5 protein-coding genes and 1 pseudogene are annotated in these 15,190 nt (G+C 37.6%); all 6 read left to right on the top strand.

What is annotated here, in order from left to right:
- Nucleotides 1–407 precede the first annotated feature (407 nt).
- Nucleotides 408–3,533 (top strand): autotransporter outer membrane beta-barrel domain-containing protein, encoded by a 3,126-nt coding sequence (locus ACFIJW_RS09225; protein WP_375634186.1) that lies wholly within the window; start codon nt 408–410, stop codon nt 3,531–3,533.
- 1,165 nt (nt 3,534–4,698) lie between these two features.
- Nucleotides 4,699–7,500 carry an autotransporter outer membrane beta-barrel domain-containing protein gene (locus ACFIJW_RS09220; RefSeq protein WP_375634184.1) on the top strand — a complete coding sequence of 934 codons (2,802 nt, stop codon included), beginning with the start codon at nt 4,699–4,701 and terminating at the stop codon, nt 7,498–7,500.
- Between the two features lie 445 nt (nt 7,501–7,945).
- Nucleotides 7,946–11,296: an autotransporter outer membrane beta-barrel domain-containing protein gene (locus tag ACFIJW_RS09215; protein WP_375634183.1), complete on the top strand. Its 3,351-nt coding sequence runs from the start codon at nt 7,946–7,948 to the stop codon at nt 11,294–11,296.
- Nucleotides 11,297–11,832: 536 nt separating this feature from the next.
- Nucleotides 11,833–11,967 carry a hypothetical protein gene (locus ACFIJW_RS09210; RefSeq protein ID WP_375634181.1) on the top strand — a complete coding sequence of 45 codons (135 nt, stop codon included), beginning with the start codon at nt 11,833–11,835 and terminating at the stop codon, nt 11,965–11,967.
- Between the two features lie 28 nt (nt 11,968–11,995).
- Nucleotides 11,996–12,721, top strand: a pseudogene (locus ACFIJW_RS09205) (autotransporter outer membrane beta-barrel domain-containing protein); the annotation flags it as partial.
- 173 nt (nt 12,722–12,894) lie between these two features.
- On the top strand, nt 12,895–15,190 hold a 2,296-nt coding region (locus ACFIJW_RS09200; protein ID WP_375634179.1), incomplete at its 3' end, for an autotransporter outer membrane beta-barrel domain-containing protein.

Genomic DNA, 15,190 nt, shown 5'->3' with positions numbered 1-15,190 from the left:
ATTGATATTATCTAATATAATATTTGATGTTTTCTAAAGCTCGTTTTTGAGAGTTTGTTTTCTACTGATTTAAGTCATTGTTTCATTCATCTCCTTGTGGATTAATTTTTAAAGATCACAAGGTTTGATTGTGTTTTTAATTAATTGCACGCACTGGTTTTATTTTTTCTTTACACGAAATACAGAATGCATTATACACTCATAAAGTGTGTTTTTGTAATTGTTCTCTTATAGGTGGTTTTGGCGTAGAGCTTTTGCCAAATTTATTGGGATAATTCATTACACAGTTCAGATGAGCATGAGGCATGTTCTTTTGTTACACTTTTCGTATTTTTGAGGTGTGCAATGGGGTGTTTTGTAAGTGCTTTTGTTTTTAATGAGAGGGGAAGGAAAGTTTCGAGGGAACTATGATTAAAGTTTTTAGAAATCATGTATGTTTATGTGCTTGTACAACAGCTATCCTCTCTTTGCTTCAAAATGGAAGAGAAGTGTATGCGGCTGCAGAGGGGAAGGATAGTAAACCTTATGTTATAAAGGTTATCCCAGTTGTCTCTGCTAATTCTTCTCCTCATCTTAGCGGGAGTAATAAGCATAAGCTTCCTGGAGAGAGTGGGGATAATTATTACCCTTCTAATATGATTAATGTTGGCAATAACGATGAGGGTATTCGTGGAGGAAATGATTATCGTCAGCTTAGTGGAGTGGAGGGATGGAATGGACATAAGGATAATGTAAATAACTCTGTTAAAGATGCAGACTCTGATGGAAGAGGAGTGAATCCTGGGTTTTATTACCATAGTGGGTTGTATTATGTATGTGATAATTGTGGGATAGATCCTAAAATTGATAATAAATCTTATACAATTACGAAAGAGAACTTTTCCAACTATCCTGTTGATCCTACTGCTATAACAGTGAAACGGATAGGGACCAGAGTTTATGGAGAGAATGTAACTGTTAGCAGTGAAGTTTCTGATAAATCTTTTTTGCGTGGTGTGGCTGTATCAGATGACGGAAAGATTGTTTTGAAAAAACCGACGCTTCAAAATACAAAGTTAGCTCTTTTCGCTCATAATGGGATAATTGAGATAAAGCAGGGGATTATAGAGGACAGTGATAGGGCTGTTGAAGCCGTGGGGAATTCATTGGTTATTTTAAAGGATACAAAAGTTAATACGCGTGATGGGAAGGTAAGTCTTTCCAGTTATAGCGGTGCAGATATCTGGGTGGAAGGTGGGGAGGTTAACTTTACCAACAGTCATGGGATTTCTGCGATGTTGGGAGGCACGGTGATTCTCGATGGTGTTACTCTTACTGGAAAGGGACACAAAGACAAAAATGATGCAGCTTTTTTAATGGATGAAGGGGGACGTGTTGAGTTTACAGGGGGGACTATTCAGGTTGAGGGTGCACATGGTATATTATTAGAAAATCCCGTCAAGCCTTTTAGTGTTGTACCAGAACGTTCTGACTCAAAAGATGAAACTGAAGATTTATCGAATAACTTTTATGTGACCGAGGCTAATTTTAAGTCTTCTTCTGTTACAGTAAAGGGTGAGGGATCTTATGGTATCTATTTTCAGGGAGAAAAGCCATGGAGCGAAGATGGGGATAAAAAAGAGGAGATTTCATTAGAGGAAGAAAAAGCTCCACCACGATTGGAAGTTGTTAATTTTGATACCACAGAGTTTTCTGTTTCAGACGATACGGCTCTTTATGGTGAAAACCTTATTTCTGGTGCGGTGAGTTTGATGAAAAGTACTCTTCGTTCAGGGAATTTTTTATTAAGAGCTGAGAAAGGGGCTTCTATAACGGTTTTGGCTGATGGTTCTACCCTTGAAGGTCGTACTCACGTTGATAAAGATTCTCATGCCGAACTTTATCTGGGAGGTCATTCTACATGGATTTTACCACAACAGGTGCAAAAAGATCAACGTAAGGTTGCAAATGATTCTTCTATTTCACTCGTTAGTCTTATGGGTGATAGCTCTATTAATTTTAAAAGACATGAATCTTCTTCTGCTGATGATTATCAAACTCTTCGTATTGGAAAGGGAAAGGGTGAGGTTTATAGAGCACGGGAAGGTGCCTCTATTTCCCTTAATACATACCTGAATAGTGGTGGTGCTCTTAATCATCAAAAGACTGATCGTGTTTTAATTCATGGTGATGTTTCGGGAAAAACAAAGCTCCAAGTGCATGGAGTTGCAGGAAGTCCAGGAGGATATACGGGAAAGGGGGGGAATGCTGAAGGTATTTCAATCATTCAGGTTTCTGGAGAAGCAAAGCAAGATTCTTTTCAGTTGGAAGGTGGTTATGTAGCGTTAAACGAATTACCTTATCAGTATAAGCTTTATAGTTATGGTCCAGGATCTGAGTTTGGAAAAGCAAGCATGAATCAGAGATTAGTTGAAGGGAGCGGAGATTTTTGGGATTTCCGCCTTGAAAGTAGGTCTATAGATTCTGATGTTCAACCTAAACCAGATCCTGCTCCTAAGCCAATTCCGGGACCAGAACCTTCTCCAGAACCAGCTCCGGAGCCTCATCCTCGTCCTAAGCCGGGCGTTAAGGCTGTTGTTCCGCAGGTTCCGACTTATCTCCTTTTGCCTAATGCTTTACGTCATATTGGTTTGATGAATGTTAACAATCAAAATAAGCGGTTAGAAGCTTTGCGAATTACTTCTGGGGGCTTATTAGAAAGTCGTGAAAACCCTCTCTTTTTTGTGAGCGGTTATGGCGGCAATCATCGTTATACTTCAAATCTTTCCGCGCTTGAATATGGTTATGGCGGCGAGTTTAATTATAATGCCATAGAGGCAGGCGTTTTGCTGAAAGCAATCGAAAATATGTATGGTTCCACTTCTTTTGGAATTATCGGGGCTTACGAGAGATTTTCTTTGCAACCTTTGAATGTTGAGCAGAGTCAAAAAAGTACATTTGATAAATGGTCAGTTACGGCATATGGTGGTATGCAGCATGATGCAGGTTTTTACGTTGATGGTCTTGTGTCTTACGGCTTGTTTAAAGGTGATGTTCTAACAACTGCACGGGGCAAGACGGCAACATTAAAGGGTTTCCCTTTAAGTGCTTCATTAACTGCTGGTAAAACGTTTATGGTGGGGGAGGACGGTTTTGTTTTTGATCCGCAAGTTCAGGTTGTTTATCAATATCTTCAATTTAATAAGGTGCGTGATGTGGACGGCTTTGATATTGATTTAGGAAAACTTCATCAGTGGGTAGGGCGTGTTGGAGGACGTTTAACAAAGAGGCTGGTTGCTACTGATGAGGCTCAGGTTGTTTCTTTCTATGGCAAGCTTCATCTTGCTTATGGTTTTGAAGGAAAACAATTTGTGCATTTTAAAGATGCTTTTCAGCTAGGTGCTTTTGGTTCTTCGTTAGAAACTGGATTAGGTTTTAATGCCCAATTATCTCAAAATTTTGCGCTTTACGGCGATTTGGTTTATCAGCACAAACTAACGAAAGCTGGTTTTTCTGGAACGAGTTTTTCAGGTGGATTGCGTTATCATTTCTAGTATTATTTCTGTTTTTGATTAATCTTTCAAAAAGCTACAAGTTATACTTGTGGCTTTTTCTCATTATCTATTCATTTTGTGTTATAGCATTTTTACGAGAGTGTGACTTTGCATATCTTTAATATGCTTTTAGGTTGGACTTATTTCGTTTTTTTGAAAAGTCTGAAGGCTTGTACGTTATCGTTTCAAAACGCGTATTTCAGAGTGATTATTATAATATTTTGATTTATAAAGATATTTTTAATTTAGGGTGCTGAAATATTTTCAATGCTCTTATGATGAATCCATAAAAAGCATTCCTTTGTCTATTATATGTAAGATTAGCAAGTGGATAATCGTTTAAGAAAGGAGTCAATATAATTTTGGGAATTATATTAAGAGGAGAGGATTTACAATATTAGAAATTGGCAAAGACAAAGATGCTACTCAGGCACAATGAGGGCTGTATCCGATAAACTTGATATTATATCTGCTGTCGTTATGAAATGGGGATGGAAATATGAGATATATCTGAGAAAATTGGTGAATGAGAAACATAATGACGTATTGTTTTTTGAAAGTGTGTTTTCTTTAAATGCATAAATAAAAAGATGAAGTCATGTGTCATCTTCACTTTTTAAAATATGGCTCTGAATGTTTTTGAATATTGTAAAGTTGAATTAAAAGGAAAAGGTAAAATCGGAACTGATTTTTACACGTTCCTACTTTTTATTAGACTGTCTTACCATGAAGATTGCCTAAAAGGCATATGTGAACTCTTGTTTCTCAATTTTGGCATATGTTTTGTCTGCTTACAGAGTGTACACTGTTTCAATATAATATTATCGTAAGGATGTTGATTATATCCGTTCTGGCGGTGATTAGACGGCAGTTAAAGTAGGTGTTCTTAATGCATGTCAACTGACTAAGGGTGTTTTTGACTAACAACGTTAAAGGTGATTTTTCTGTCGTTCTTCAGTTATATTTTTGCAAATTCTTTGTAAAAGCGACAGATTTAGATTGTATTTTCGAGTAATTTTTTTATTCCATATTTACATAAAACACAAAAAATATTAATAAACTCACGATATTAAAACCTAAACGTATTAAATATTTTTCTTTTGGTTAAGTTTTTTGATACGTTATGTATAGATCTTAGTAAGAAGAGGGGGGTTATGGTGGAATTATGGTCAATCTATTTAAAAATCGCTTCTCCTTATGTACTTTTACAACGGCACTTCTTTTTTTGACACACAATGTTGGTGTTTTTGCACGCAATGCTGAATCTCAGGTTATCTCTGGAAGAAAGCAGTCTTCATGTGATCAGAATGCAGCATTTTATCAGTGTTCTGATGGTGGAGCGCACGAAATTAATAATAAAGTTTATTCGTTAATGGATAAAAATGTTAATGGTGTTCATGGAGCCATGGAGGCGTCTAAGGAAGGTACAATTATTCGTGGCAAGAATATAACTGTTAAGGGTATTTTGGATGAAAAGAATAACTCGGAAAACAATTTTTGGAAATATGGAGTAAAGGTATCAGAAGAAGCGGGCGTCTTTCTGAGCGATTCCACGTTGAGTGGGGTTTTAGTGGGGGTGGAAGCTCAAGGTGGATTCATCGTAATGTCTGGTGGATCAATTGATGCAATCAAAGTGGGGGCTTTTGCTGGAGGAAAATCTCAAAGTGGTGTTGATTTAACGAATACGCAAATTAGCCTAGGGAGAGTTGGGGTTAAAGCAGAAGAAAAAGGATATCTTATTTTAGAGGGTGTCTCTATTACCGGCAAGGGGAGTACCGGTAAGGATGATCAAGGGCTGGATGCAGGTCGTCAGGCAGCTTTTCATATATCTGAAGATGGTTATGTTCAGTTTATGAAAGGTTCTGTTGATGTTACTGATGCTCATGGGCTTTTATTGCAGGGAGATAAAGCTCCTCAGATTAATATTGGAGATTCCAATATTACAGTGAAAGGTAATGCATTTTATGGTATACACTTTGAAGGTGTGGCAGCATCAGAAGGTTCGTCAGAGGGAAAATCATTGCGCGTTGATTTGAAAAAGACGCGTTTTGTCGTTCCAGATAGTATAGCTGTTTATAGCAGTAAATCTGGAAAATCTAAAATATTTTTAAAGGAAACAAAGCTTTTTGGGGATTTGTTGCTGAAGGCTGATCGTAACTCTTCTATAGAGGTTGTTGCTGATGCTTCTGCACTTGTCGGTCAAACTCAGGTTGATAACAGTTCTAAAGTCGACCTTATCTTGGGAAATAATTCACAGTGGGCTTTATTGCAACCAAGACAGAAAAAATTACAAGATCCTAATTATAGAGGTGTTTCGTTTATTTCATCGGTACACCTTTCTAATAGTTCCATTACTTTTGAAAAACCAAAGTCCAGTACTAATCATGCATATCAAACGCTTTATATTGGAAAAGGAACAGGTATTGTTTATCAGGCTTTTGGTGATGCTTGGATTCATTTGAATGCACGTTTAAATCCTAGTGATACAAGTGATCATCAAGTAACGGATCGGCTTCTCATTCATGGTGACGTTAAGGGAAGAACTATAGTCCATATACAAGGGGTTGCGGGAGGTTTAGAAGAAAAAAATAAAAAAGCGCATAGTGTTTCAATTATTCAAGTTTATGGAGATGCATCGTATGACTCTTTTCAACTGAATGGGCAGTATGTTGCATTAAATGGCGCGCCTTATAAATATGTTCTTCGTTCTTATGGACCCAAAGCTACTGGAGGGGAGGAGCATGTTAAACAGAGATTTGCTTTGAATGGAGGAGCATTTTGGAATTTTCGTTTAGAAAATGAATATGTTCAGACACCTGCTGTTTCTAAAAGCACTCCTATGGTTTCTAAACGTACACCTCCTGCACGTGCTTCTTTTGAGGATATTGTTCCAGCATCTTCTGAGGAGGTTGTTCCAGCGCCTTCTGAGGAGGTTGTTCCAGTGTCTTTTGCAGATAGTCTTTCTAAAATTGAAAATGTTTCTCCGTCTCGACGAGGTGTAAGATCTGTTGTTCCTCAGGTACCAACTTATCTGCTTTTGCCGAATAGTTTGTTCCACGCTGGTTTGATAGATATTAGCAATCAAAACAAGCAGCTGGAGACAGTACGGACTAATCCTAGTGGAATGTTGGAAATTCGTGAAAATCCTGCTTCATTTTTGCGTGGCTATGGTGGAAGTTATCGTTATGTTTCAGATTTATCTGCGCTTGAATATGGTTATGGGGGGGATCTAGGGTACTATGCGCTAGAGACAGGTGTTTTGCTACAAAAAATTGAAAATGTTGACAGTGCTATATCCTTTGGGGTTATGGGGGCTTATGGAAAGCTTTCTCTACAACCTCGAGATGTTGCACAAAGCCAAAAAAGTACATTTGATAAATGGACTGCTACAGTTTATGGCAGTATGCAGCATGATGTAGGATTCTATGTTGATGGTTTGTTATCTTATGGTCTGTTTAAGGGAGATGTTCTGACAACTGCGCGGGGTAAAACGGCAACATTGAAGGGTAACCATTTAAGTGTTTCCTTGATGAGTGGTCAGAAAATTGCCACAGGATATGAAGGTGTTGTTTTGGATCCACAGGTTCAGGTTGTTTATCAGCATCTTCAATTTAATGCGGCTCGTGATATTGATAATTTTAATATTGAGATGGATAAATTTGATCAATTGATGGTGCGTATGGGTGGTCGCTTGATAAAGACTCTTACTGCGTCTGAAAAAGATCGTGATGTTTCTTTTTATGGAAAGATTCATTTTGCCCATGATTTTGGAAAAGAAAGGTCTGTGCGCTTTAAAGATTCTTTCCAGTTAGGGGCTTTTGGTTCTTCTCTAGAGGCTGGATTAGGTCTTAATGCTCGCTTGTCTCAAAAATTTGCGCTTCATGGTGATTTGGTTTATCAGCATAAGTTGAGTAAAGGTGGTTTTTCTGGAATCAGTTTTTCTGGTGGATTGCGCTATCGTTTTTAGGATGATCATCTTGAGGTAAGTTGTTTAAAAAACCACAAGCCATGCTTGTGGTTTTTTATTATTTGTTTGCAACTTTTTAAATAAGTTTTTTAAAAAAATGTTTTTTTTGCATGAGCAAGTTTTTTTCTTTTTAGAAACGAGATAAGGCTTTCTGGTTTGCAGTTTTTGCTTCTTATGCTGTTTTTCTTCTTTGAGTTTATTTTTATTAAATTCTCTTGAAATCACTGCTTTGGGGTGGAATTTTTATTTCTATCTATATTTTTACGCGTTTTTATAAATAATACAATTTTAAATTGTGATATTTTGGGATTCTTGCTTTACATAAAGTATAGGGTGGATATATAAAATACAAAACGTATTTTAAATTATCACGCGTAACCAAAGTTATTAAACAGAACGCGTGTTTTTTGTTTTTAGAGAAGGGGAAGAAAGTTTGTAGAAAATTATGTTTAAAAATCATCTCTCTTTATGTCATTTTACAACGGTTATTTTTTTCTTTGTATACAATACTGATGCAGGTGAGATTTCTTCTGAGAAGAAGCAATATTCATGTAACGAAAGCGCCTCATTTTATCGCTGTAATGATGGTAAAACGCATGAAATTGCCAAGAAAACTTATCAACTTACGGGTGAAAGTTCTGATGCTGCCATAGAGGCATCAGGGAAAAATACAGTCATTGAGGGAGAGGCTATAATCATTAACGGTGTTTCGAATGCAAATGGCCATTCAGAAACAAACGCTTGGACAACAGCTGTAAAGTCCTCAAATGGGGGAGGCGTTGCTCTATTTGATTCCATGTTAAATGATGTGTCGATAGGGGCCGATATTAATGATGAGGGAGCTTTTGAGATGCAGAATGGGGTGATTAAAGCAACCAGAATGGGGATCAGTGTTGGGGGTAAAGGGTCGTTTGTTTCTTTGACCAAGACAGAGATTAAGACATCTTCTGATGCGATAGGTCTTTTGAGTCATAATGGTGCAAAAATTTATATGAAAGGAGGAAAAATTGATTTTGCTGATGGTATTGGTGTTCAAACAGGAGGAGATGGAGAAATTAATTTAGAGGGTGTTTCTATTACTGGGAGGGGGAAACAGGGAACAAATATAGATAATCATCGTGAAGGTTCTGCTTTTAGTATGCTTCAGGGGAAAGGCTCTCTTAATTTCCAGAAGGGAAACGTTAATGTCGACAATGCTCATGGCATTGTAGTGCAGGGGAATAACCATAATGCTGCTCATATAAAATATTCCAATGTTTTTGTGAGAGGGAATGGATTTAATGGCATGCACTTTTTTTGGGAAGCTGTCTTAAATGATAAAAAAACAATTATACCTGGAAAAGGGACTGTCCATTTGACAAAGACAACTTTTATGGCTCCAGAAAGTACGGCTATTTATAGCCGCGAATTCGAAAGTTCTGTTAAACTCTTACAAAATTCAAAAATTTCTGGAGATTCACTCCTGAAAGCTGTTGAGCGTTCTAATGTAAAGATTGAGGCTGATGCTTCTACCCTTGTAGGAGGCGCACATGTTGATGAAAGTTCTACAGCTAAGATAGATTTAAAAAATGGTTCAAAGTGGATTTTATCGCGACCAAAATATGACAAATTGCAAAATTCTGATGCTTCTGGTTCTAATTTAGGGGACTATTCCTTCATTTCATCGGTCAATCTTACGGATAGTTCTCTTGTTTTTGAAGAATTAAAATCTAAAACAACAGATGGTTATCAGACACTTCTCATCGGAAAAGGATCTGGGACTGTCTATAAAGCGCATGGTGATGTGAATCTTTATCTTAATGCATATTTGGATCAAGGGGGAGAGCTTGAAAAGCAAAAAACTGACCGGCTTTTAATCAATGGTGATCTTGAAGGAAAAACGACAGTCCATGTGTATAGTGTTCCTGGAAGCTCAGGGGCATTGACGGGAGAGGGCGGTAATAATCAGGGGATTTCCATTATTCAGGTTTATGGAAAAGCCATGGAAGATTCTTTTCAGTTAAATGGGGGGTATGTCACACTTGAAGCCTCTCCCTATCTGTATCATCTTAAGAGTTATGGTCCAAGCTCTTCTTTAGGGGCGGCAGATTCCAATCAAAGAGTGCTTAAAAATTCTGGAACATTTTGGGATTTCCGCCTTGAAAGTAAATTTGTTGATTCCACTAAAGTTTTTCCTGTTCTTGATTTGGTTGTCCCCCCTTCTTCTGATGATATTCCTTCTTTTCCTAAAATTCATCCTAATATTACTGGAGGTGAGGATGGTTCTATTGATTCTAACTCTCAGCAAAAACCTCAGGAGCCAAGTCTTTCTTCTCCTGTAGATTCTCCTGGTAGGGATTCCCATCTTGCGACCACACCTAATGTATCTGATGTTTTTGTGCTTGAGATCCCCAATCCTCTTTCCTCTCTTGCACCTGTTGTTCCCGCTATTGCTGAATCTAATCCAGTTGCTCCACCTGCATCTGGTTCACTTGTTCCGCCATCTGTTTCACCCACCCCTTCTGTTGTTGCCCCAGTTGCATCTGGTTCACCTGTTCCGCCGCATGTTTCACCCACTCCTTCTGTTGTTGCCCCAGTTGCGTCTGGTTCACCTGTTTCGCCGTCTGTTTCACCCACTCCTTCTGTTGTTTCCTCAGTTGCATCTATTTCACCTGTTCCGTCATCTGTTTCACCCACTCCTTCTGTTGTTTCCCCAGTTGCATCTGGTTCACCTGTTCTGTCATCTGTTTCACCCACTCCTTTTGTTGTTACTCCACCTGCGTCTGGTTCTTCTGTTTCGGCATCTGTTTTTGAGCTTTCTTCTCATTTTGAGCCAAATGTGAGAGTCGTTGTTCCACAGGTTTTGACTTATATTCTTGTGCCAAATACCTTATTTTATGCTGGATTGATGGATATCAGTAATCAAAGCAAGCAGTTGCAAGCGCTGCGAACTGTTTCTGGTCGGTTGTTGAAAAATGATGAAAATCCCGCTTTGTTTTTGCGCGGTTACGGTGGACATCATCATTATACTTCAAATTTGTCTGCATTTAAATATGGTGATTATGGCGGTGAGCTTGATTATAATGCACTAGAGGCAGGTATTTTACTCAAGAAAATCGAAAGTGCATACAGTACGACATCTTTTGGGATTATGGGAAATTATGGCAAACTTTCGTTGCAGCCTCGAAAGGTTAAACAAAGTCAAGAAAGTATATTTGATAAATGGACAATCACAGCATATGGAAGCATGCAGCATGATACGGGTCTCTATATGGATGGTCTCTTCTCTTATGGTTTGTTTAATGGAAATGTTCTCACACTTGAGCGAGGTAAAACGGCTGCATTGAGAGGGAAGCCCCTAAGTGTTTCTTTAACTGCTGGTAAAACGTTTATGATAGGCAGCCGATATTTTATTTTTGAACCACAGGTTCAGTTTGTTTATCAAAATCTCCAGTTTCAGAAGACTCGTGATATTAATAATTTTAATATTGATATGCGAAGCCCAGATCATTGGGGGATGCGTATTGGTGGGTATTTAACGAAGACACTTACATTTACTAAAGATAAAGATGCACATGTTCTTTCATTCTATGGTAAGCTTCATTTCATTCGTAGTTTTGATGATAAACAATTTGTATATTTTAAAGATGCCTTCCAGCTTGGTTCCTTTGGGACTTCTTTAGAAGCTGGATTTGGTGTTTTTTCGCAATTATCTCCCAAAATTATTTTTCATAGCGATCTGATTTATCAGCATAAATTTACGAGTGACGGCTTTTCCGGAACGCATTTTTCTGGTGGATTAAGGTATCATTTTTAATTGTATTTTTCTTTAATACATCCTTTGTGAAAGACATAAGCACAAAACATGGTTTTGTTGTGTCATTTTTCTGATTTTTGACTTTACATATAATACAAAACAAATTATATGTAACGGCACATAATAAGAATAATACGTAGATGAACCAGGTGTGTCTTTTCAGTTTTTTATGAAGATAAAATAAAGGAAGTTTAGACTAAATTATGATTAAAGTACTAAAACGCTATGTGTGTGTGTTCTCTTACGACCTCTATTTCTTTCTTCGTGCACAATATAGATGTGAGTGTAGAAGATTATAACCCCTCGTGTAATTCTCTTTTTAAGTCGTATGCGTGTGATACAGTTGATGCTTCTCGTACTTTTGGAAGTCGTAATAAGTTATATATGAGTGGATTGGATAGGAGGGCTACAGGTGTTATTTTTACAATACGAACTCATAACATAGTTATTAAGCCGCAAAAAAGTAAAGGGGAAAAAGGCTTTCAGGAACTGATGGAATTTTAGAATTAAAGAGATCTGAGGAGATTACATCAGCAGTGGTTGTGTCAAAAGATAATAAAGCTTCTTTTAAAAAGAGTTCTATTACAGGAAATGGCGAAAAGAAAAGTGGTAGAAATGCTACGTTATCTCAATCTGTGTTTGGTGTGAAGCAGGGTGGTTCTTTCCTTTGATGAAGGTAAGATTCAGGTTTCTAATGTTCATGGTATAGAGGCAAGTGTCTTGCTCAATGCGATTGAGGATACACATCACACTTTGAGCTTTAGAATAAGGGAGAATATGGAAAAAAATTCTCTACAACCTCAAGATGTTAAAGAAAGCAAAAAAGTACATTTGATAAATAGTCTATTACAGTATATGGCAGCATGCAGCATGATACAGGCTTTTATATAGATGTCCTTTTTTCCTATGGTTTATTTAAAGGGGATGTTCTGACGCAAGCGAGAGGCAAGACAGCAACATTGAAGGAAACGCCTTTGAGTGCTTCATTGATTGCGGGCAAGTCATTTATGACAGGGCATAAAGGGGTTATTTTTGATCCGCAGGTTTAGGTTATTTATCAAAATGTGCGGTTTGATAAGGCGTCTGATATTGATGGTTTTGATATTGAGATGGGAAAACTTGATTTGTGGGTGATGCGTGTTGGTGGTCTTTAAGAAAGATGCTTGCTGCTTTTGAAGAGGCTCTTGTTGTTTCTTTCAATTGCGAGCTTTAGCTTGCCATTAGTTTTAGAGGAAAACAACGTGTGCGGTTTGGAGATGAATTCCAATAAGGGCTTTTGGCTCTTCTCTAGAAACTGGAATGAGATTGAAGGCTCAGTTGTCTTCAAACTTTGCTTTGCATGGAGATGTAACTTATCAGCATTGCCTTAGAAAAGGTGGTTTTTCAGGGATTATTTTTTCAGGCGGTTTATACTATCGTTTTTAGGTGCCTATGAAATATAGAGTAATTTTTACATAAGTTATAGAGTGTTTTATGAAGTATAAAGTGATTATTTAAGTTTTATAATTGCTATTGTTAGTGTGTTTAACTTAATGTTATGGGGAATATTTTTTTATTTTTAACTAACAGGGGGAGAAGGAAAAATTGGGAATAGAATTATGGTTAATGTATTAAGGGGTTATAGATTTTTATTTATTACAACGGCTATTGTTTCTTTTTTGCCAATCGTGAGTGTGAATGCAGATTTTAATAATTTTGAAACTCTCTGTGATCCAAACGCTCAGTTTTATAAATGCAATGATGGTAAAAAACATACAATTGAAAATAAAACTTATCATTTAAAAAATTTTTCGAGAGTTCCTTCTGATTCTGCTCCTATTGCTGCTTTATATATAGAAGAACAAGGTACAGTTGTTGATGCATCTCAGATAACTGTTACGGGCGATAATTCGCGTCAAGGAACTGTATATGGTGCATATCTAAAACGTAATGCGCGTCTTAATTTAAAAAATGCAAATTTTAAGGATGTACTTGCGCTTCATGCGCAAAATTCAGTTATTAGCATGACAGATGGGGCGATTACAGGGACTTCTCGCGTTATGTATGCATTTGGAATAGGAACGGATATTGCTTTAGTGCGTGTAAATATTGAGCTTAAACCAAATGAATTCAATAGTACACAAGAATTAAATAGTACCCAAGAAATGGGGCTGGTTAGTAGTTTTAGTTCAAAGATTAGGATGTCAGGCAGTACCGTAACTTTTAATGAGATTGGTGGGTTTTCAGCACAGTTTGGGGGACAATATACTTTTGATAATACTGTCATTAAGGGAAGAGGGAAACAAGAGACTGTTATAGTAGATGAGAAAAATGTTGATAAATTACTGGGAGCTTTTGAGGTATCTCAAGGTAGTGATGTTCAATTGAGTGGTGGTTCTGTAGAACTTACAGGCATGCATGGCTTTTTGATTAAAAATCTTACAGGTTATACAGATGATAATGGTAAATTAATTAATAAATTTAATCATTTGTATGAGTTTCAAAAGACAAATATTAAGGTTAAAAAGACAAAAATTTCTGTTCAGGGGAAAGGAGCATATGGTCTGTATTTTTATGGGTTAAGTCCAGATGTATGGGTTGATTTGGTAAGGTATAATATGTCGTCTTCAGCGCTTTCGAGCGCGCGAGGAATTACTATAGGAACAGCATCTGTTCATTTGTCAGAGACAAATTTTGCGGTTCCGGATGGTATTGCCATTTATAGTGCCGGATATAGTGCTGGAGATCGTGTTTATGGAGCTCGAGCTAAGGTTAGGTTAGAAAAGACAAAAATCTCCAGCGATTTGTTTTTAAAAGCTGAAAATAATTCTTATCTTCTCGTTGAAGCAAATTCCTCTACACTTACAGGAGGTTCTCGTACCAAGGATGCCTCTGATATTTATTTACATTTAAAGAATGGTTCTCAATGGTATCTTACCAAAAGCAAATATCAAAATCCGCAGGAATCAGATGCTACGGTTTCATCGCTTTCAGGTGTGGATCTTGAGGATAGTACAATTGTTTTTGATCACTATCAATCTACTGGTTATCAAACCCTGTACATTGGAAAAAAAAGTGGTGTAAACAAGTTAGATGAGGAGGAGTACATATATGGTGCAGATGGTAATGTTCAGATTAAGATGAGCACGTTTCTCAATAATGATGGTTCATTTGATTCTGAACAAACGGATCGTATTTTGATCTATGGGAATGTCTTGGGAACCACGCTTATTGGGATAGAAGAACTTTTAAAAACTTCAGATAAAGAAGCAGGCAATAAAAGGAGTCAAAGTATTTCACTTATTCAAGTTGCTGGGACGGCAGAGGAAAGTTCTTTTAAGTTAAACAATAGTTATACTACGGTTAATGGATTTCCTTATCAGTATAAACTTCGTGGCTATGGTCCAAGCTCTTCTTCTGGAAATGCAGACCCAAAGAATAGATTGGTTGCTGGAGAAGGGGATTTTTGGGATTTTCGTCTCGAAAGTGTTTACATTGGTCCTGAATTAGATTCTTCTGAAACTGCTTCTAAGCCAACGTCTACAGTTTTACCTCCTCAATCTGAAGAAGAGACGGTTCCTTCTAAACGACCAACAGAGACTATTTCACCTGAACAACCCCCTTCTGTTGAGCCTCCACTTATACCATCTACACCTTCTTTGCCTGAAGGTTCTAAACCGTCTGAAACATTAATCCCTACGGATTCGACGCTTACTCCTTCTGCATCAGCCCCGCCTGAGCTTCCTTCTGTACCAACAGTTCCAGAGGCTCCTTCTGCTGTGCAACCTATGCCTGTACCGTTTGTTCCAGTTGAAGATTCTACTAATGATGTTCTGCCATCTGAGCCCTCTGCTCCGGAGGACACTTCATCTCTGGATACTGTTTCTCCTCCTTCTGTCCCTGTCGAACCAAAGC

The sequence above is a fragment of the Bartonella sp. MM97QHHN genome (genome assembly GCF_042194285.1).
Classification (GTDB): Bacteria; Pseudomonadota; Alphaproteobacteria; order Rhizobiales; family Rhizobiaceae; genus Bartonella.
This window is presented reverse-complemented; position numbering and strand designations above follow the sequence as displayed.